This window comes from Pyrolobus fumarii 1A (genome assembly GCF_000223395.1).
GTDB lineage: Archaea > Thermoproteota > Thermoprotei_A > Sulfolobales > Pyrodictiaceae > Pyrolobus > Pyrolobus fumarii.
Map to the genome: position 1 here is coordinate 1327069 of NC_015931.1, position 20921 is coordinate 1347989.

14 protein-coding genes are annotated in these 20921 nt (G+C 54.1%); 7 read left to right on the top strand and 7 right to left on the bottom strand.

Annotated elements, in window-relative coordinates; translation table 11 throughout:
• Nucleotides 1-7: 7 nt before the first annotated feature.
• Both PYRFU_RS06995 and tatA read right to left on the bottom strand, forming a co-directional pair.
• Nucleotides 8-1000, bottom strand: a complete 993-nt coding sequence (locus tag PYRFU_RS06995; protein ID WP_048191832.1) for a hypothetical protein — start codon at nt 998-1000, stop codon at nt 8-10.
• A 29-nt stretch (nt 1001-1029) separates the two neighbouring features.
• Nucleotides 1030-1374, bottom strand: a complete 345-nt coding sequence (gene tatA, locus PYRFU_RS10690; RefSeq protein WP_014026960.1) for a twin-arginine translocase TatA/TatE family subunit — start codon at nt 1372-1374, stop codon at nt 1030-1032.
• Nucleotides 1375-1519: 145 nt separating this feature from the next.
• Here tatA and tatC point away from each other — a divergent pair, with 145 nt between their 5' ends.
• On the top strand, nt 1520-2587 hold the full coding sequence (gene tatC / locus PYRFU_RS07005) for a twin-arginine translocase subunit TatC (protein WP_014026961.1): 1068 nt from the start codon (nt 1520-1522) through the stop codon (nt 2585-2587).
• 27 nt (nt 2588-2614) lie between these two features.
• On the opposite strand, the gene PYRFU_RS07010 is transcribed toward tatC, so the two are convergent.
• Both PYRFU_RS07010 and PYRFU_RS07015 read right to left on the bottom strand, forming a co-directional pair.
• Nucleotides 2615-3274 (bottom strand): hypothetical protein, encoded by a 660-nt coding sequence (locus PYRFU_RS07010; RefSeq protein WP_014026962.1) that lies wholly within the window; start codon nt 3272-3274, stop codon nt 2615-2617.
• Between the two features lie 63 nt (nt 3275-3337).
• The gene (locus PYRFU_RS07015; protein WP_014026963.1) at nt 3338-5338 is read right to left on the bottom strand and encodes a 3-hydroxyacyl-CoA dehydrogenase/enoyl-CoA hydratase family protein; all 2001 of its coding nucleotides are present in this window, start codon (nt 5336-5338) and stop codon (nt 3338-3340) included.
• A gap of 101 nt (nt 5339-5439) precedes the next feature.
• On the opposite strand from PYRFU_RS07015, the gene PYRFU_RS07020 reads away from it, so the two are divergent.
• Nucleotides 5440-9933 (top strand): AAA family ATPase, encoded by a 4494-nt coding sequence (locus PYRFU_RS07020; protein ID WP_048191836.1) that lies wholly within the window; start codon nt 5440-5442, stop codon nt 9931-9933.
• A 17-nt stretch (nt 9934-9950) separates the two neighbouring features.
• On the top strand, nt 9951-10295 hold the full coding sequence (locus tag PYRFU_RS07025) for a hypothetical protein (protein ID WP_048191838.1): 345 nt from the start codon (nt 9951-9953) through the stop codon (nt 10293-10295).
• On the opposite strand, the gene PYRFU_RS07030 is transcribed toward PYRFU_RS07025, so the two are convergent.
• The gene (locus tag PYRFU_RS07030) at nt 10264-10800 is read right to left on the bottom strand and encodes a cysteine hydrolase family protein (protein ID WP_014026966.1); all 537 of its coding nucleotides are present in this window, start codon (nt 10798-10800) and stop codon (nt 10264-10266) included. The genes PYRFU_RS07025 and PYRFU_RS07030 overlap by 32 nt on opposite strands.
• Before the next feature lie 93 nt (nt 10801-10893).
• Here PYRFU_RS07030 and PYRFU_RS07035 point away from each other — a divergent pair, with 93 nt between their 5' ends.
• Nucleotides 10894-12108, top strand: a complete 1215-nt coding sequence (locus PYRFU_RS07035) for a thioredoxin fold domain-containing protein (RefSeq protein ID WP_014026967.1) — start codon at nt 10894-10896, stop codon at nt 12106-12108.
• Here PYRFU_RS07035 and PYRFU_RS07040 read toward each other — a convergent pair.
• Nucleotides 12105-14006: a phosphoadenosine phosphosulfate reductase domain-containing protein gene (locus tag PYRFU_RS07040; RefSeq protein WP_014026968.1), complete on the bottom strand. Its 1902-nt coding sequence runs from the start codon at nt 14004-14006 to the stop codon at nt 12105-12107. The genes PYRFU_RS07035 and PYRFU_RS07040 overlap by 4 nt on opposite strands.
• Before the next feature lie 191 nt (nt 14007-14197).
• On the opposite strand from PYRFU_RS07040, the gene PYRFU_RS07045 reads away from it, so the two are divergent.
• The 3 genes from PYRFU_RS07045 to PYRFU_RS07055 are packed head-to-tail and all read left to right on the top strand — an operon-like array spanning nt 14198 to nt 16757.
• A complete protein-coding gene (locus PYRFU_RS07045; RefSeq protein ID WP_014026969.1) occupies nt 14198-15178 on the top strand; it encodes an ABC transporter ATP-binding protein in 981 nt (326 codons plus the stop codon).
• Nucleotides 15138-15968 carry an ABC-2 type transporter gene (locus PYRFU_RS07050; protein WP_014026970.1) on the top strand — a complete coding sequence of 277 codons (831 nt, stop codon included), beginning with the start codon at nt 15138-15140 and terminating at the stop codon, nt 15966-15968. The genes PYRFU_RS07045 and PYRFU_RS07050 overlap by 41 nt, the downstream gene beginning before the upstream one ends.
• A gap of 18 nt (nt 15969-15986) precedes the next feature.
• Nucleotides 15987-16757 (top strand): hypothetical protein, encoded by a 771-nt coding sequence (locus PYRFU_RS07055; protein ID WP_167827889.1) that lies wholly within the window; start codon nt 15987-15989, stop codon nt 16755-16757.
• 157 nt (nt 16758-16914) lie between these two features.
• Here the strand turns inward: PYRFU_RS07055 and PYRFU_RS07060 are convergent, their stop codons facing one another.
• A complete protein-coding gene (locus PYRFU_RS07060; RefSeq protein ID WP_167827890.1) occupies nt 16915-20682 on the bottom strand; it encodes a DUF2341 domain-containing protein in 3768 nt (1255 codons plus the stop codon).
• Nucleotides 20683-20921 lie beyond the last annotated feature (239 nt).

Consider the following 20921-nt stretch of genomic DNA (forward strand, 5'->3'; position numbering starts at 1 on the left):
GGGAGTATTAACGCAAGGCGGCTGGGAGAGCACTCTCACGCACACATCGCAACGCGTGCAAATGGAACCATCGTTCTACTCTCAACCCCTCCTCTGTCGTAGCGCGCAGTTTTACCAGCCACTCGGCGCTATCGGCACGTTCGATGTTAACGTACACGTCTACCTCTACCTGGTCGCTTGGCACCGGGTCTCCGGTAACCTCTACAACTAGGCGGATGCTGCCCATCCATGCGGTATCGACAGGAGCCGCTAGAATCGCGAGCGCCTCACCGCCTGATAGAACCCTTGCTAGCACGATACTATCAACACTCTCGAGTATATCTCGAAAGCCGCAGCGCCTCACCGTACTACAGTCAAGCCACGCGTCACACCCCCGTAAGTCCATTACCTCTACTTCTACTAGAGGCGCTTCAAGCAGCGAACGTGGAGGCATTGTGGTCGCTCGCACGCCACGAACACGAAGACCATGAGTTGGCGCTCTAACGATGGTCTTGACCCGGTACCTACCCAGCTCTACGCCTTCGAGGCTGCATCCCGGGCATATACAACACTCCTCTCCCTCGATATCGACTAGGAACAGGTTGTTCACTCCCCTCTCTTCTATAGCAGTGAGTACCCAGTTGAACCCCTCAAACTTGAACCCAGACGTATAGACGGTCACGTCGCGCGACGTAACATTCGACTCGTTTACTGCCAGCGCCTCTACTCGTATGCTACTCGCGCCCACACGGAGAGCCTCCAAGCCACGTATCACTACCCTCGCTGGCCTCCTGGCCGTAGCGGCTGCTATGCCAGCTGACGCACCAGCAGCAGCATTAGCTAGGACCGTCATTGCATGCTTTACAGCATCGGGTGCCGCCGCCTCCACAACCAGGAGAGGTAGGAGAGCGCCAGCCAACCCACCCATGAACCCTACAATGAGGGGGCCAAGGTTGTAGACAATCACCATGCAGGGCGTGAATGATAGGCAGGCTCGCCATAACCTCTTCCTAAGCCTCAAAACGACACCAGCAACCCTAATCCACAATATCACTTCTTGCTGCCGGAGCTAGCCTCCGACTGCTGCTCGCTCTTCGCCTTCTCGATGATCTCTTTCTTCAGCTCCTCGATACTCTTACCCTCAGTACTAATGCCCATCTTTTCCGCAAGCTTACGTATCAACTCCTCATCCTCTTTGCTCACCTTACTCTCCTTCTCACCCTCCTTCTCCTTCTTCTCTTCCTCCTCTACAAGCCCCTGCGAAGCCTTGCGGAACTCGTAGAGGGCTTGACCCAACCCGCGAGCCAACTCCGGTAGCTTCTTTGGACCGAAAATAAGGAGGACTATCACGAGAATTATGACCCACTCCATGCCCTGAAACGGCCATGCCGACATTTATTTTGCGCCCCCAGGTGCTAACCACACTAAGACTCCTATAAAAAGAGGCATCGGGTAACATTTTCGTCAACGTGTCGGAGTGCAGAGGAAGGGGCTTAACAGGGCTTAGAGGGTAAGCGTTCCAAACCGGAGTGGCTACTTCATGGCGAGCCACGAGGAAGAAGCTACTATCTGGGAGCATCTTGAAGAGCTGAGCGTGAGATTACGCCGCATAATCATCGCCATAGCCATAGCCGCTGTTATCTCCGCAGCAGTGCCTTTAGAGGCACTGCAAGGCATCCTCGCCCTGGCACCAGCCATAATTAACGTTCTACCGTTTCATCATACAGTCCCCAACCACACCTACGTTACTATGACCAACAACACGACAAACGTAACAATGATAATGCATAATGTTCTAGAGTGTAACGTCGTCAAACTCTCGGATACCAAGAACGGTCTACTTGTGCTACTCCGTTGCAAACCCAGCGCAAACAACACGATTAATACAAAGGCTAACTCGGGTGGCAACTCACTACTCCCATTGCCATTCACAATCAGCTGGACACCGCTCGTCGTGAAAGTCCCCGAAGCCATAGTGTCGGTAGTAGTGCCACAAGAGGTATACGTGGCTGGCAAAACATACCGAGTTGTGCTAATGCCCACCGGCGCTTTCGAGGCTTTCGAGATAATACTGTTCTCTGCGCTTCTCCTGGGCGTCGTTCTGGCATCGCCCATTATAGTTAGGGAGATATGGGCTTACGTTGAGCCCGCGCTATACCCCCATGAGAAGGAGCTTATCAAGAAGTACGGCTTCTTCTTTACGCTGTTATTCCTCTTTGGCATAGCGTTAGCGATATTCGTCATAGCTCCACTAACCTATCGCGTTACGCTCAGCCTCTATCCGTTCTTCATACCATCAGACTACAACGTGATTATCAAGGTGTCTGTTGCCGAGGTGTTAAAGTTCACAGTCGAGCTAGCCATAGCCACTGGACTGATATTCGAGACACCACTAGTGATCTACATACTAATAGTGCACGGCATACTCGAGCCGGACACCGTTGAGCGCAACCTCAAGTACGTGTTCCTAGGCGCCATGATACTAGGCGCGATAATCTCGCCAGACCCCAGCGGCCTAGGCATGGTGATAATAGACCTCACGATATACCTCCCGATCCACCTGGCTGTAAAGATGGCGAAGAAGAAGAAGCATGCGGAAAAAGACTAGCCAGTCTTGACGAGAACGTATATGCGGCTACACTAGCCCCATAAGATGCATTACCACGAGGGCAGCACTAGAGAACAACACTATCAGCACATTGTCGTCTATCGGGCCGAACTCTAGCCTCTCTATCACAGATGCAACAGCCGCTACAAGCATGCCCGGCACACCCAGTAATCCACCCACGAGTGGCACGGTAACAGTGGCCATCGCCAGGTTGCCAACCCAGTGTTTACTCCTTCTACCAACCACCACGTTACGCACAACACCTGTAACGGCATCGCCTATTGATATGAGCAGCGCTGGCGTCACTGCTATCCACGGATTGCCGGTGATCAGCCATAGGATTGCAATGCCCAGCGCCCATGCTATACAGAAGTTGACCTCGTAGGCGTTATCTGGCACCTGGAACCAGTACATCAGCTTGTTTGTCGCCCTCGCTAATGCGAGACCGGCTGCTAGTACGAGACCCATGACCAGAGGGATGAGTGGACTTGTGAAGACGAAGGGTGTTAGAAAAGCTACTACGCCTCCTCCAAAAACATGGATGTACTTTCGGACGAAGTACACCGCGCGGTAGTATCCGAGGCCGATACCCCGTAGGGCGTTATAGAGGAGCTTGGAGAGAATTACGATTAGAGCAACATAGCCTAGCAACAATGCGCCAATGAGAGCCTCATTAGAGGGGGACAAACGGTGCCCCATGTGAAACGGCAAAAGCCTAGGGGTATTATGATGTAGCTACGACTCTGGTCTTTACTCTCCTCGGAACTTCGCTGCCCTCCTCTTCTCGAGGAATGCTCTGATGCCCTCCTTTGCGTCCTCGCTTGCAAGCAACGCCGAGAACATGCCAGCTTCTGCTGCGAGGCCCGCCGCTAGGCTTGACTCGGCTGCTGCCCTTACAACGCGCTTCGCAGCAGCTATGGCAAGTGGTGGTTTCTCGGCTAGCTTCTTGGCTAGTAGCCTCGCCTCGAATTCCAGCAGCGATGCTGGCACGACGTCAGCTACAAGTCCCCACTGTTCGGCTGTCTCAGCGTCGATCATCTCGCCGGTCATCACAAGCCATAGGGCGCGGGATACACCAAGGTGCTTTACGAGCCTCTGTGTACCGCCAGCACCGGGTATGAAGCCCAGGTTTATCTCGGGCTGACCTAGGGTGGCACGGTCGCTTGCTATTCTAATGTCGGCTGCTAGCGCGAGTTCCAGGCCTCCACCAAGTGCATACCCGTCAATGGCCACGATGATGGCTGCCGGGGCCTCCTCTAGCAACCTGGCGGTCTTGCCGAACTCCTCGCTTATCTCCAGCCAGGCCTTCTGCGGCTTAGTCTCGGCAATCTTCCTGATATCGAAGCCGGCTGATAGCACTCCACCCGCACCCATCAATACTATCGCTCGTGCACCCCGCGCGATCAGGGTCTCGATAGCCTCGCGTATACCCTTGAGCATATCGGGGTTGAGCGCGTTGCGCGCCTCTGGGCGGTTTAGTATGACCCATCCAATGTTCTCCTCCAGGCGGGCAACTACTTTGCCGCTGGCGAACTCCATCTTCTCGACACGATACTCGTGGAAGCCCTTGCCTGCAGAGACGCCAGTCTCGCCCTTCTCTACCTTCTCGCGTAGGATGCTTACCGCTTGATAGTCTGGGAGACCCCAGCGCTTAGCCTTGCTATCAATACTCTCGAGTATCTTGTCGAGGCCTATGAGGTCGCCTAGTGCAAGTATACCCATTGGTAGGTTTAGGCCAAGTACCGTCGCCTTATCCACGTCGCTCGGGTCTGCAACGCCGTTCTCGACTAGCCACGCACCCTCATTGACACCCATGTCGACCATTTGTATGTAATCCACTCTCTTTGCCACACGTGGCGGTAGGCTCGGTTTGAGGAACTTGCCGGGGCCCGGATACTTGTAGAAGCCCTCGCCGCTCTTAACGCCCAGCTTCCCGCTCTCAACCATCTCTTCGAACAACTTACACAGTGTCATGTTGAAGCCTCGGCTTATCATATTCTTCGAGAGGTCTACGAGGACGTCTAGCCCTATGTAGTCAGCCAGCTCAAAGGCCCCCATAGGGAAGCCTAGCTTGAAGCGTAGAGCTGCATCCACCTGCTCGATGGTGTAGACCCCCTTCTCGACGAGCCTGCATGATTCGTTGAGTATGCGTATCATTACACGGTTTACTATGAAACCGGGTACGTCCTTGCGCACAACAACCGGCTCCTTGCCGAGCCTCTTAGCGAGGGCAACAATAGTCTCAACGGTATCATCGCTAGTCTTGGCACCGCGAACAACCTCTACCAGCTTGAGGATCTGTGGCGGGTTGAAGAAGTGCATGCCTGCGACTTTCTCGGGTCTACTGGTAGCCTCAGCTATCTCGCTGATGGGTATGCTGCTCGTGTTAGTCGTTAGTATCGCGTGAGGCGGCGCCACCTCGTCAACGGTCTTGAAGACTTGCCTCTTTATCTCGAGCTTCTCTGGGACAGCCTCGACCATATAGTCGATGCCTTCAGCCGCCTTGCGTAGGTCAGTGCTTGTCTCTATCCTCGCCATCACAGCATCTATAGGCTCGCGAAGCGCGCCTTTAGACGCGAGCTTCTCTAGACTGGCCCTTATCCTTTCGAGCGCACGGCGCAGGAACTCCTCCTTTATATCCACGAGGCGCACACGGTAACCATTCATGGCGAATACTTGGGCTATACCGTGACCCATCACACCAGCGCCAACAACGAGAACTGTCTTGATCTCCTCTGGGCGTAGAGGCATCGTGAACTACACCCTCCCGGCAGAGGCACAACGGGATGGGAGGTTAAGTGTGGAGAGGCACCCTAAGAGCGTGATACTGGTACCTACCTTGGGGTATTGCTGTGGAAGAGTGCAGGCTGCCGTCATACGAGAGGAGGCTTAGCGAGGTTGGATTGGAGGCCCGTGAGACTCTCGCGTTGACACGCAACCTCCCGTCAATAAAACCGATAGTTGAGCGCGTAGAGGCATTCCTCGACTCTCTTCAAAAGGCTGAACGACCACAGATACTTCTTGTCGTGGGTGACTGGGGTGAGGGCAAAACCGCCCTCTACCAGGGCATCATCAAACCCAGGTGCGATGAGGGGAAGCTTGCGTGCACACGTGTAGTGGCATCCAACGTGTTCCATTGGATGCGCCGCGTTATCCGCGAGCTGCCACCCGGTGAAGCCTTCCTCTACGGCCTTGTCTGCTCCGCTCTCCACTCTAGGCGAGGCACTACATGCGATCCTAGGAGACTCGACGAGCTTGTCACAGAGCTATACGAGGATCTGTGCACGAAGAGGGGTTTAGCGTTCGGCACACCGCTACTCATCTACATAGATGAGTTCGAGGATATCGTCTCACTCTTTGACAGCCGAGATGGTCTTGAGGTGATAAGGGGTGTCATGGAGGGTCTAGTACAACTCGCTAATCGCGACCTAGCTATGCTTGAGGAGAGGGGGCTCGGTGACAAGATACATCTTGTGATAGCCGTATCTAGGTCTGCCCATAACGTGCTTCAAACGAGAGGCGAGACCGCCAATATATGGCCGCGTGTGGCTCGCCGAGAGAATGTCGTCGAGCTTAGGAGGCTAACTGTCGCCGAGTCAGCTTGGCTGCTCGACAAGCTGGTAGCCATGGTGTATGGCAGCCGAGTTAAAGGCGTGACTGATGTTGCCGAGTATGCTTCCCTCCTCAACCCAGCTCTGCTTGCTTCGACGGGGCTGCCAGCCGCACTCGAGAGGATAGCGAATACGCTTGCCGAGAAACTCACGGCCCTATGTAATGGCGAGAAGTCTGCTAGGCTGACTGTGCTCAACGCACCAGAAGTCCTGTCCAACGCCGAGGTTAACATAGAGGGCGTCTACGAGAAGGTACTTATTCTCGACGAGTATCTCGCAATCGAACACACGTGTGTACGCGAACTTGAGAAGCTGGGCATACCTCATGATAAAGCCCTCTTCGCGTGCAGGCTTGTACTCCTCTCGCGCAGCGGCGTACCAGAGAAGCTCGTTGACAATCTGGCTGCTGGCTTGTCACGCGCTCTGCGCTTCCGCGGATTTGCAGGCAAAGCTCGACTTTACCGTGTAGTTGTAGAGCCAAGTATGTTCCTTGAGAGAGCACTCGCCGTTATCAAGCGCTTGGAGGAGAGTAGCCAGCTCTATGCGGAGGCGGTTAGACAACTCGGCTCTGAGACCCTGGAGGTGTACCGTAGCCTACTCGATCCTCTGCTAGGCTACTGTGCTGACGGGGGACTATGCCTCTCTAAGCCTGAAGAACTACGACATACCCTATCCGAGAGGCTTGGTGTGGAGAGGAGCCTTGCCGAGATCCTAGCAGCATTCGTCGAGGAGACCATCCAGATGCTCGTCGAGGATGGCGTGCTCCGCGAGGAGGGCAGCGCCCTGGAAGTTCCTATCGAGAAAGCCTCCAGGTACATATTCTCTCATGAGGTTGCGCTCCTCGACTTCATACCACGTGAGGATAGACTACGTGTCTGGAGGGAGGCGAGACGCGTAAGCATAGACGCCATCGTTGCCAGTATAGCGCCGCTTGTTGCCACGAACCTGGCTAGGCTTGTACCAGGCGCTTCTAGCGAGCGTCTCGAGTCGCAGTTTTACGAGAAGGAGGGTGTCAAAGGGTTACTGGTCCGGATACGAGGAGAGCCTGGCAGAGCTAGGATACGAGTCGGTGGGAGAAGTACTGTACAGGTACGTATCCCCCGCGAGCTTAGGGTACTCCTGGTGCCGGTTTCGGAGGAGCTTGACGCCGAGCAAGTGAAGAGACTATTCTCCGACTTGGATGTGTATTCGCGCCCACACTTACTCCTCATGGTCAGTGTGGGTGACGTACCCGGCCTTGAGGATACGATACCCGTCCTGGAGGCTAGTCTCGGCGTACCCGTTGAGAGGATCTCATTGCAGAGGATAGCCGCGCTACGCCTGGCAGCCATAAGCGTCCAGGCTAGCAGGACGGGTGTACCACCAGGCTCTGCAAGTTTTGTACGAAGCTTGTCCGCGATGCTAGAGGGTAAGAGCGTCGCACTACGAGGCTTTGATGTCACGAAACTCCAGGATGCTCTTACGAGGATAGCCAGGGATATTGGAATACTGTTGCTGCACGAAGAGGTGGAGAAGCTGCTCCTTAGGCATGGCGTGCTGTTGCCGAGAGAGTTGAGAGGTTCTAATGGCGAGCTTTACAAGCCCGAGGATCTAGTGGCTGTTCTACGCTGGCTTACCCTATACCCGGGTAGGCTCGACGAGAGCGTCGAGGTAAGAAAGATATACGAGGAGATTGAGGAGAACGTGCGCCGCTACATGGTCTATGGTAAGCGGTACTTCGAGCTGATAGGGAGGGACATAGAGTCTCCGTCGGAGTTTGAGAAACTAGTCTATAGTCTCGAACCTTTACACCTAGGCATTGTCGACGTGTCTAGTAGCGGCGTTAAGAGAGTTAGACTCACGCTTGGAGACTCACCCTACATATCGAGGCTGATACGCAGCCTTAGAGGCACGTCTAGCCTTGATGCACTCGTGTCAGCGTTTGTTGACCCGGGTAGCGGTGAGGCTACCCAGGCGCTACTAGAGGCTGCCATCGCACTGGGCCTGCTTAGTGTAGATAAACACGGTTCAGCTACACGTGTGGACCTTGAGGCCGAGTTAGTAGCTCTAGGGCGCGACCTGGCATCCTTCGAGGAGAGATTATCGTCGCGTATCGATAGAATGGGCTACATGATATTTGGTAAGGAGCGTGGCTATCGCGCCGCCGTTACTCGTAGACTACTAGAGTCTATACGCGAGAGGTTAGAGCTGGCCACGCGCCTCGCAGCCCACAATACGTTCGAGGCTGTGCGGCTCCTGGTGTCTGCAAAGCGACTCTCCGACGACCTGCTAGGCGTCGATGCGAGGTATGACGCAGAAAGGGAGAAGTGCGGCGAGTATCGTAGACACGCTGAACTCATAGTAGCTGCTGATAAGGCGTTCAGGGCATACATCGCTAGGCTAGAATCACTCCTGCACGAGGTGCGAAACAAACACAATACACTCATAGAGCTTCTAGAGAGACACGTTGTTGAAGAGGGATTGAGAGTAACCAATAGTCTCCTGTCTCGCCTAGAGAGAGCAAGGAGAACCCTCAACGAGCTATACGAGGCGCGCCTCTCGGAGGCAGAGTTGGAGGCCATAGCTAGACGCTTATGGGAGCGAGCGAGAGAACCAAAGAGTTTCCCATTCTACTTCCAGGGCAACGGACCCAGATACTGCTTCAACTACAAGCTGTGGAGTGCAATCGAAGAACATAACGTGACATCGCTGATAGACGAAGCTAATAGGTGGCTCGAAGAGGTGGACAGGATCATCTCCAGGATAAGTGGCTTCGTGGAGAGCATTCACAGCATTAAGGTCGAGGCCGAGAAGCTCATTCAAAGCATCAGAGGTACTGAGCTAGGCTCGAGGCTTCTAACTGGTCTAGATAGCATCGAAGAGCCGGGTATAACGAGGATAAGGGTTAGCGAGGTTCTCGATATAGGCGGGTCAGGAGGGCTACATAGTCTAAGCGAGCTTGTCGGTGGCTGGATTAGTGAGAACGACCCGCGCCGAATCATCTCAAGGCTACAAGAACTATCCCGTATTACAGCCACCGTGGAGACCCTACTTGATCGCATTAAAGCAGCGCATGCCGACGCCGAGAGGATGCGCTCAACTCTTGCAAAACTAACGCAGAGAATAGAAGAGAGTCGAGTGCTGGAGACGCTAGCTGCTATCCTTGAGGCTCTGGATGAGATCGCGAGTCTAGCATCTAACGCGGATAGTGTGCTTGAACGTGTAAAGCCGGCATCCAGATTCGATGCTATGCTCGAGCAAGCTAGGCGTGTACAAGAGGATATTGAGGCCACTGCCCGTAGAATAGATGATCTGGTACGCGACATAGAGCATAGGATTAACGTTCTATCGTCTATTCTTGAGTCTAGGCTCAAGAGTCTAGTTGAGAAGTATGGCGTGGTAGAGAGGGTAGCAGAGAGGGTTAATGATGAAGGGTTAAGGAGAGTGGCCTCTATTGTGAGAGAAGCTAGACGAATACTAGCACGCAAGTCGCCTGGCATCGATCACATCGCCGAGCTTATTGATGCCATTGCAGGACTCGAGATGCTCCCAGAGCCAGAGACTCTGGTAGAACAGGCCATTGCTAATCTGGGTCTGAGTAAGGCTGAGGCACGTCTGTTAATATTGATAGCTGGTAGAGGTACGACCAGGGTTTCAACACTAATCCGTGAGTCTGGACTAGACCCGCAGGAGGTCAAAGAGGCACTGTGGCGTCTGGTCGAACGTGGCATTATAGACGTCCAGATTGTCTACTGAAAGACCGGTGGGCGGGTATGTTGCTACGTCTTATACTCGCCACCACTGTGTCTTTCTTCACGACACCTGTGCTGGGGCTTTTCTTTCCACTCATAGGACTCATGATAGCGGGTATCATAGCAGGCTACGCCGCTGGCTCGCCCCTGACAGGCTTCATAGCCTCGGCGTTAGGCTCGCTACCATGGCATTTGCTCGCTGCGCACCTCTTTGCTGCCGTGCTGCTAGGGCTTCTAGCCGGGGTTGCAGCAGGACCTCTCGCATACATAGCTGTCGTTACTATCGGCGTTTCCGTTAGCGGACTTGGAGGCCTTATAGGCGGTCTATTAGCGTCTAGAGCTTCGAAATCAACTCCTCAGAGCTAAGCACTTCTGCACCATACACTTGTCTCATGTACTCTAGCGCGAAGTTGTGCCTATCTTTAGTAACGCCGGCCGTCGCGTCCTTCACTACTATGACTTTGTAGCCTCGGAAGAATGCACCTGCCGCTGTGTGCAACACGCATATGTCAGTCGCGACGCCCGTGAGCACCACCGTATCAATACCCAGTTCGCGCAGCAAGAGGTCTAGGTCTGTCGCAAAGAAGGCATCATACCTTCTCTTTAGAACCACATAGTCCTTCTCCGTCGGCCTCAGCTCTGGAACCACCTGTGCCTCTTCACTACCACGTACAGCGTGTGGCCCCCAGTGCTTTACCTCAAAGTCGAATGGGTAATGCGCATCGTTAGTGTATATCACGGGGTAGCCGCGCTTATGGAACTCTTCACGGAGCCTAGCTATCACCGGTATTATGTTCTCGGCGCCCTCGGCTTTCAACCGCCCCCTGACGAATACCTCCAGCATGTCTATGACTAGGAGTGCTGGTTTCAAGGTTCCAAACCCTCCCCTTTCTACAGGACCGGATAGTGGCCAGAGTTACGCATATTGGCGTTTAGTCGATTGGCCGTCTCCTTGGGTTAGGGTTTGCAACGCTCTATGAGGCTAGACGTCTCTAGATTCGCCCGGGAGCGTTATGCCGGCCTCCTGGTCATACTCATTACGGTTAGCCTCATGGTATTGACGCTGGCGTCTGTGGGTGTTGACATTGAGGCCTCATCCTATTACCTGCGCGGCACGAGCCCCAACTCGAATAGCTATGAGCTAAAGAATAGCCTGCAACTCTTCCAGGTGATTGAGCGAGAGCCCATAGTCGCGGTGATGTTCGAGTCGCCGACATGCCCCACATGCCAGAGGATGAAACCATACTGGCATATGCTCGAGATTGTGAGCGATAAACTCGGCATCAAGTTCTACCATATTGTCTACTCGTCTGCAACACACGAGGCGTTTGTAAGGTATCGCGTAGAGGAGACACCGACCTTTATCGTATTCGTTAATGGCAAGCCCGTTGATAGGCACGTTGGCGACTTTGTTGCCGATAACATTACGAGAGCTATGCTAGAGTGGGTTAAGAGCGCTGTGAGAGAAGCCAGTATGCAAGCCAATGTGACGAGTAGAGCGAGCTACAATGAAGAGTCAAGCCAAGCGTTCCAAGCTGGTGTGGGGGTAGCAGCGTTTGCTACCATGCTTGCAGCCGCACTCGTAGCCGGCATACTCGCGACTTTCTCTCCATGTGTGCTACCGGTTCTCGTTGCCTACGCTACAAGCTCTGCCTCCAGAGGCACTCAAATGCCCGTATCTATGTTCGCCTCTTGCAGTGCCGCTGCAGCCGGCGGTGCACTGGCCCTCGGCATGCTGTTCGTGATTGCTGGCGCCGTGGCAGCAAACCTTCAGAGTTTGATACTGCCTAGCATTGCTCTTGCCATTGTCGCGGCTGGCATAGCGATGATGCTAGGCGTGCCGATGGAATTCGCTACAATGAGGGCACGGCGGGCGGGGCTTCTCGGCTTCTGTAGCCTATATGGCGTTGTAGCCTTACAATGCACGCTACCGCTGGTCGCTGGAGCGCTACTCCTAGCCATGGGTGCAGGTGACATACTACGAGGTGTGCTTGTTGCACTGGCCTTCGCGTTAGGGCTCGGCGCTTCACTCGGGGGCGTCATGTATGCCTCGTCTAGACTTGGCGCGGAGTTTGCAAGGAAGCTGGTTGCGAGAAGCACTCTCTTGAACCGCATAGGCGGACTGGTAATGGTTGCCGCTGGTGCCTACCTGCTAGCCTATGCGCTTGGCGTGGTCTAGCCACCCTCTAGCATCTCTTCTATCGTCTTTTGGAGACCCACTTTCTGCGATAGGAGCGCGTAGCCAGCAACCGGGCATACGTATAAGCACTTCCTGCAAGCTATGCACTTCTTCTGGTCTACGACAGGTCTGTGACCATCAATCACGTTGATGGCGTCATGCGGGCATTTCTTTACACACAGCATGCAGCCGGTGCAAGCAGCCGACATGGCTATCGCTCTGATAGCTTCTTCTGCAAGACTCTCGATTTCCTCCCATGAACCACCTTCCACGTACACTTCGCCATCTTGGTAGAAGACCACCATGCTATACCTGCTCGGTTTCACCACCAGATGGTGCTGTGTCACCTCCCACACTGCACCCAACGCAGGCGCAACACCACGCAAATCGCTGAGACCGCTCAACCCTCCGAGAGGGTTGAAGAGGCGTACGGATGGCACCTCCGTACCAACCTCTAGAACGCGCGTCACGTAGAGCTTTTCGATTAATTTGTCCCATCTTACACCCAAGAGGTCGCGGGTGGCTACCCTTACTCGAGGCGGCGGGTTGAACCTCCATCGCCACAAGTGGTAACGCAGCCATGCGTTTGGCAGATCTCGCTCCTCGGCATACCTCTTGAGGAAGCTACTCCATCTCTCCCACTTGTCTGGTGATAGGCGCGCCGATAGTTGAAGTTCGGGTATGCTCTGTGAGGGGCAGTTGAAGCACCCTACACGCTCAATGCCGTACTCGTATAGCGGGTTTAGAGGTAGCCTTTTGGTAACAACTGCCGTGTACACGTCTAGGCTCGTCCATGCGTGGAGAGGTGATGCGATGAACTCCCCGCCGCCAGCACCTCTGCTCCTGGATAACCTCGATTCTCTGGCTCTGCTTGGCGACTCGAGCGCCCTGTTACCCGCAAAGACTGTGCGGAATCCACGCTCTTCTATGTAGCGTGCTGTGGGGCCGAGTTTACACGCCTGGGTGCACCATCTATAGTCGCGGCCTGGCGGTCCATACCCTTCTAGTAGGCGCCAGCAATCTCTAGGCGGTTCCACAACATCTAGATTAACACCTATGGTCTCCGCGACTCTCTCAGCAGTCTCGATGGTCTCCTTATGCTCCCATCCCGTGTCACTAAACACCGCATGCTCTCCGCCCGCCTCGGCAAAAACGAGTGCCGCCACACTGCTGTCCTTGCCGCCGCTGAGCCGCACCACGCCAGGCCCATACTCTCGTAGCACTTTCTCGCTCCACTCGACAGCTTCTCGGAACATTCTCTCTACTCTAACACGCCAATGCAAATCGTACATCCTGCGCCAGTCTGCTGGCTTAGGCCACTCAGCATCCTCGCGGTAAGCCTCAACCCATTCGACGCGCAACCCTCCCTTCTCTACACGCAAGACGACAATGCGACCAGCTACGTCACGCGCGACAATGCGAGCACCTATTTTATCGCTCCTCACGCCATGGTACACAGTCCACGGGAGTATATCGCCACGCGCAGCCCTCACCTCTAGCCTACCAACATTACCCAGCTTCTCGCGATAGACGAGACTAGCCAGCCAGCCACGCGGCGAGAACACCCACCTGTAAACCTCCCAGTCGAACTCTATGACGCCAGCCCATCCGCCGCCATAGACGAGGGCATACGCGACTTCAACAGCATCAAGCTTCACGCGTAGCCCAGCACCGCCTGGCGCTAGTCGCTGTGCTACACTCTCGTCCACGTCTAGACTCCACGCTATGGCCTCCCTAACCCATTTCCAGACACCATCTGTCATCGGCATCGGGTCGCCACGTACACCGTACACCTCTACTGCTTCACCACCACACTCTAGGCACACTCGTGGATCGATGGCAGGCATGCCATCGCCACACGTACACCAGTAGATGCGTGGCGTCCTGACACCACTCACTATCCACACCACCCGTAGGAGAGGAGCCTCTAGCCTAGCAGTTAATCTAGAGGAGTTTCGGCTTGAACGTCAATACTGGTCATATGTGGCGCGTAACAAACGACATTATGCGACAATAGCTGATACTGCCCGGCCAAGACTGTTAATGTACCGGGTGCGTGTGCACACCTAACTTGCGGGAGGCTACGTTTATGCACGCAATTGAGGCTAAGAACCTGGTAAAGAGGTATAGGAGAAAGTCTGGTTTGGTTAGAAGACGTGTAAGAGAAGTGCTCGCGCTACGCGGTGTCACATTTACTGTTGAAAAGGGCGAGGTGTTTGGCTTACTCGGGCCAAACGGCGCCGGGAAGACCACTACCGTCAAAATAATCTCGACTATACTCCTACCTGATGACGGCGAGGCACGCGTAATGGGTCACGATGTCGTCACGGAGGCTGACGAGGTTAGGAAGCTCATAGGAGTGAGCCTCAGCGTTGAGAGAGGCTTCTGGTATGTGATGAGTGGACGTGAGAACCTCACTTACTTTGGCCTGCTTCGAGGCCTAAGAGGAGCTGAGCTACAACAGCGGATAGACCACGTGTTAAAGCTGGTAGGGTTGGATAGAGTTGCCGACAAGCCAGTCGAGGAGTACAGCCTGGGTATGAAGGCAAAGCTCGCCCTCGCTAGAGCCCTACTCCATGACCCCGAGGTCCTAATACTCGATGAGCCCACGTTAGGTCTCGACCCTACGGCTGCCAGGAGGGTCCGCGAGCTACTAGTCATGCTAGCCAAAGAGGAGGGAAAGACCATCTTCATAACGACTCATAACATGTACGAGGCGGAGATAATTTGCGACCGCGTTGCTATCATACACTCGGGGCGCATCATAGCAATAGGCACACCTCACGAGTTGAAGCGCTTGATAATCGGCTACGTGCCGGTGGTTGTCGTAGGATGGGGCCCAACTGAGGCCATAGAGGATATCGTAAAGACCACTGGGCTCAGGTACACGATAGACGCCCGTGGCGACAGGGTACGATTAAGGCTCCTTGCGCCTAGCGGCGAGGAGGAGAAGCTTCTAGCCCGTCTAGTCTCCAGCCTAGTGAGTAGAAGGTTCCATGTGATAGAGGCGAGGGTGGAGGAGCCAAGCCTTGAGGACGTCTTTATCAAACTTGTTAGCTCCGGTAGCTAGAGGAGTCCTAGCTGGCGCCTTCGACTACATAACATACTATCGCAGGAGGAAGACTGCGCTAATCGCCGCACTAACCTGGCCGCTACTCTACACAGCCTTCCTGGTACTCGTGCTACTGTTCACCGGAGCGAGCAACGAATACGCCCGGCGCATGGGCGTAGGAGAGGAACTAGCCAGCTTCATTCCGGCCGCAAGCTTCCTACTCACGGCCATAGGCTACATCGTTGACGGCGCCGCACTGTATGTCCTTGGTCTCCGGTGGAATGGTGTGCTACAACTATTCATGGCTACACCTGGGGCGCTGCTACGGCTGCTGACCGGATGTAGTATAGGCTCTATGCTCGCCGCCACCACAGTTGTTATTGTACCATTCATTCTGGTCACACTCATAGTGGCAGGAGTAAGGGGCCTGGTAGTACTCTTGATTGTGGTGCTGATCTCGCTCCTAGCGGGGTTCTCGATGATAGGGTTGGGCGCTCTAGTGGCAGGCGCGACACTGGCGTCGAACCGCGAAAGGGTACCACTACAATGGTTGCTGCCATTTACTGTTCTCGCGTCATCAATACTATACCCGCCTGTTGTCCTACCGCCTCTGCTACGCGCCATAGCTAAACTACTACCACCGTACTATGCCGCCGAGGCACTACGCTCAATCGCATCAACCTTAAGCGCTAAACCACTCTTGAGTATACTGTTAACTCTTGCACCGCTAGCGGCCGCGTACGCCACACTCTATGTACCAGCGTCTCTCCTTGTACAGCAAGCCAGGAGAAGAGGAAGCTTAGAGTGAGAGGGTGAGAACATGAACATGACACGGCTGTGGTACTCCCTACGAGCCTCACTATGGCTCCACATGGTGAGGACAAAGAGGCTCGCTCCGAACATGCTCGACTACTCTATCAACATGTCGTTATGGGCTCTCATAAACGTCTTCATACTCTACGCGATATACGGCCCCGCGGAAGGCCGTCTCCTAGCATCGAGCGTTATACCATGGCTCTACTACACCATAGCACTCGCAACTACAGCCGGGTGGCTAACGCACTACACGGTGCTAGGCTTAACACCATACGAGCTAGCGGCAGGGCACAACCCCTTACTGACAATCGCTGGCAGGATAGTCACAAGTGTACTGCCCGCAACGCTCGCGTCACTCATAGTAATGGCGATAGTTAGGCCCATCATGAGCCCCTATGTCGTATTAGCTACGGCACTAGCCCTTCTACTTGGACACGCTTATGGCCTACTACTAGCCGCTCTAGGCGCGTCGATGGGCGTGCGAGGCACCATACTCGACATACTAGGCTACGCCTCAGGCCTCTTCGGCGGAATGATCATACCGCTACGCGACTATCCGCACATGTTCCAGGCGCTTGCATTCCTCATCCCACCAGCACCGATAGGCGAAATAGCACGGATGGCGCCCCACGCATACCAATCTCTAACTGTGATGCCATTCGAGGTGGCATTGTCATCCGCCCTAGCTTGGATCGCAATACTGTATATGCTAGCCGCATTAGCATCTAGGAGGACACTAGCAAAGATACGACGCGAAGGGCTAAGATCGGCGAGGCTATAACATCAGACCTTCCGGGCCGGACACGACAAACATGGATGATGAAGGCCGTGAGCGACGAGCCAATAGGCAATGACGAGTTCAAGACGGGCTGATGCGAAACTCATTACTCGCATCCTGCTTACAATGTATTGAAAAAAGACAACTAGACTGTCGGTTCTCAAGCCAGTAATACTGAGTTTACGACCTTAGGCTCCGGATATACCCAGCTCCTGACCCAGAACTCTATGGGGCTATAGGCTATGCTTACGGTGGCTCCAACGTTGTACGACACTATACTCGCCTCGTAGGTCCCGCTAGCCGCTACACTGTCTGTAGCCGATGCCACCAGCAAACTGGTCGTCTCGTCATACACGAGGGCCTGCATACTCGTCGAGTTCAGTCTAATAACGACGGTGTACGTAGCTCCTGTACTGTAAGTAACCACGCCCTGATCCCATGTCGTGACTAGCGTTCCACCAACAATCCTCACGATGTCACCGTTCCCGAATACAACAGCATAGCTGCCCGCTGCGTTTGGTGCGAGGGTCTCGGCCCCCGCAGGTACAAGCTCCACCGCCACATCGTATTCTGCTGCTCCACTCAATGGCACAATCACAGCCCTATACTCGAATCCATAGCTACCCGAAATACCGAACAAAGTGCCATTATAGAATCTGACGATGTCGCTGTCTGCCAGTGTCGTATTGACGACCGTAACCTCACTGTAGCCGCCCAACACTAGCTTTGAACAAGTGTAGCTGGTAGTGTTGTACACTTGCCATGGCGGACATGTGCCAGGCTCGACTCTCGTGTAGAGGAAGAACGTCCTGTACGGGTTGCTCTCATCCACCACGCTAACGCCGGACGGCGGCTGGGCAAGGTAATAGATGTATATGGTGGTGTTGCCGTTGGCCGGCAGGTATGGAACGCGGACCCACAACACTATCACTGGTACAGCGGGATCAGCCTTCTCAACCCAGAATGGTATCCTATTACCCTTGTCGTCTAACACGCGGATATCCTTCCCGAAGAGCGGCGACGAGAGGTAATCGCTTGTGATGTTATCCGCGCCTAGAACTATTCGGAGTGTATAGTTGTATATGTCGAACGCATTGGGGTTATTGATTACTACGCGTAGCCCGTGGAGCCACCCAACGACCCACGGGTATAGCGGTATCGCCTTCTCAACGTAAACTGTGTAGCTGCCATTGTAGCGTAGCAGGAGCACCTCCTTTAACGGCTGTATCAGTGTGCCTGCCTCACTCCAGTTGTAGACTCCCGCGACCCCATCAGCGTCCGAGTAGAGTACTACGCCTGGGTCGCCGGGTATGCCTGGTGCAAATCCAACGGTATAGTTCAGCTGGTAGCCGCCCACCACGCGGGGTAGGACATTGATAGATAGTAGTATGTCGCCCGCCCAGCTGAGCCATAGGGTTACATCCAGGAAGTTCTGATAAAGGCCATTACTGCTCTTCCAGTGGAGGACTTCAAAGCCCCCGCCCGAGTACCTGCTCAGCTGTATCTGTGCAGCATCCAAAGATGCGTGGTAGACGCCTACCGCCGTGTGATACCATCCTACGCTTACCGGCAACACAACATGCGGGATGAAGAGCACGTCGTTCGAGTTGCTAAGCTGCGTCCAGTAGCCGACGTAGTATACTATCTGCCAATCGGTAATAGAGGAGTTCATAACATCGACTTGGACTGTGGGGGGCGTATACCCGCTAGCAACACTTATCGAGCCATACACGTAACGCACTACACCATTAGCGTATAGTATTACTGCTTCGTTTGCCTCACCTATGGGTGTGTATATCACCCTCCAACCACGTATTGTGAGCGTGTATAGCGTCGCGTTCAGCCTTACAAGTAGACCCGCACCAATATCATCGCTGTAGCTCGTATTGAAGTAAACCTCCCACTCTACGGCATCAGCATCACCCAGACTCCTTATCCACGAGACGTCAGTCGCTACCCAAGGATCAGCAAAGTAGTTTAGATAGCCAGCTGCAGTTACCTGCCACGTGCCGGTATCATAGGCTACACCGAAGAATGGAAACGTTAGCCCCGCTGGAAGTGACGTAGTATCCACTATGCCTAGTATTGGGGCGTATAGTAGAGACGCGTCCGGCGTGGGTTTGTTGCTTGCCGCGTACACGTTACTCCAGGTGTTGACTGGGAGGATAGCTACCGTATAGTTCCACGTGTAACCGTGTATACTCGGCGGCTGTATATCGCTTAGGAAGCTGTACACGTATGGCAGGTTACTTGGAATGTCGATACGCGTCCTGAGGCTCATGTTGTATGCGGGGTTGCCGTAGTAGAGACCCAGGCGTAGCGTCTGGTAGGCGCCCAGATATGGAACCTTTACTAGCCACACTGCCCTCTGTGCAACCGGATCATACTCTATAGTGATGAAGGGTAGCAGCTCACCAGTATCGAGATCAACGAATATGATGTCACCCCCGTCGGGCCTGGCATGTGTAAATAGATGCTGGCGTACCGCGTCTGGCAGTATATCCGTCGTCACATTGATGAGCACGTTTGTCAGGTCGGTTACTACTTGCGACCCCCAGTTGCCGAACTGGATATCAATATAGTACTTCCAGCCTGCCAGCCAGGCAGGCGCTAATGATGGCGAGCTGCTTGCAAGACTGCTTATGGACGGTGTCGCCTCTAGGTCTGATACTGTAGTGTTGACGCGCACATCGCTATACACGTAGACCGAGAGAAGACTCGTATCGTAGTATGGCACAGCGTTTCCAAGGTTTATGCTGAGCCCATCCGCAACCTGGGCTGATACATCAGTCTCGTAGTTGGCTAGTGTCGCCTCATCGACCGGCTCTAGGGTGCCCGAGGGGGCCTCCAGCACGTAGTAGTATATCCACGAGCCGCTCTGGTAGTACGTTAGGCCTTGGGCCAGCACCACGGTATTGTTCCATAGCCTGGCGAGACCAACTGGGTAGAACCCCTCTGGATGGCTTATGGGGCCCCCGGCAGCGAATATCGTGAAGTTGCGTAGTTGGCCTGCTTTGCACGTCAGCGGGAACACTATGACCATGTAGTTGGGGGCTACTTGCGTCACGTTCACAGGAACCCACACGTTGTTATCCTCGTCCAGGATGCGGACGCCTAGAGGGTGTACCAGGTAATCGATGCCAAGCTGTGTAAAGTTCACTGTGACGAGTGTTGGCCACTCGAGCCTATCATACAGACACTCTATTCGCAATGGTATGCCGTATACCCACGTGACCTCGTCGAACGGCACAGTTGTTAGTGTAGCCGTCGTACCGCCCGTTACGACGCCCGTCGAGACCTGCTGCACTATGACAGTTGTCCCACCCACTTGCGGCGTTATTACAGTTGTTACTGGCGAGCCCCCTGCGAGCACCATCATAGCCTCAGCGGCCACACTGTAAACCTTGAAGTCCAGGGGGAGCGGCCCAACACTCACGACAAGAGTATCACCAGGGGCTATTGTCGCTGGTAACGAGGCTAGGCTCTCCTCACCCCCCTCCGCCAGAACCAGGGTAATGTTAACATCGGGTGTTATGCTAGCAAATTCCTGGATGAGCTGCACAAGATGCTCAAATACCGGTGCGTCTGTATCAGTCAAGTTGCCTATGATTACGAAATCGAAAGTAATGTTTGCCTTTATGTAGCCATATTCTAGTATCAAGTTTGCTATCGATACTGGCATATTACCCATATTTTTTACATAAATGTTTAATATTATACCGTTTGTCGTGATACTCGTGTTGTAGTAGAGTAGCGTTGCACGTACAATACTACGCATCTCTTCGGCAAGACGTGCTGCCTCCATTTGCGCCTGGTATACTCTCTGTTGTGCTTGCATGAACGTAGCGTATATCATCACGGTCCCGACGAACATCAATAGTAGTATGAGCGACGCTACGATACCGCTCACGCTACGTAACTGTGCCACCTTCATACCCGTAGATGCTAGGCTTGTCACACCACTAGGCTAATAAAGCTAGAGACGAGGCCTCGGGGCCAGGCTGACAACATCACTGGTCAGCGTGGGCGACAGCTCCTCACCGGCCAGCTAAGGGGCATACCACCTGAGGGAATTCAAGGGTGTCGCATTATCATCTCTGTTAAAGACTCGTCAAGCTCTAACGACACACGACAATTGTTCTAGATTAATCCAAAGATAGGTCGAAG

Excerpts from the sequence above, each read along its gene's own strand:
- tatA (WP_014026960.1), bottom strand. The coding sequence starts at position 1,374 with ATGTCGGCATGGCCGTTTCAGGGCATGGAGTGGGTCATAATTCTCGTG.
- tatC (WP_014026961.1), top strand. The coding sequence starts at position 1,520 with ATGGCGAGCCACGAGGAAGAAGCTACTATCTGGGAGCATCTTGAAGAG.
- PYRFU_RS07015 (WP_014026963.1), bottom strand. The coding sequence starts at position 5,338 with ATGCCTCTACGCCCAGAGGAGATCAAGACAGTTCTCGTTGTTGGCGCT.
- PYRFU_RS07025 (WP_048191838.1), top strand. The coding sequence starts at position 9,951 with ATGTTGCTACGTCTTATACTCGCCACCACTGTGTCTTTCTTCACGACA.
- PYRFU_RS07045 (WP_014026969.1), top strand. The coding sequence starts at position 14,198 with ATGCACGCAATTGAGGCTAAGAACCTGGTAAAGAGGTATAGGAGAAAG.
- PYRFU_RS07055 (WP_167827889.1), top strand. The coding sequence starts at position 15,987 with ATGACACGGCTGTGGTACTCCCTACGAGCCTCACTATGGCTCCACATG.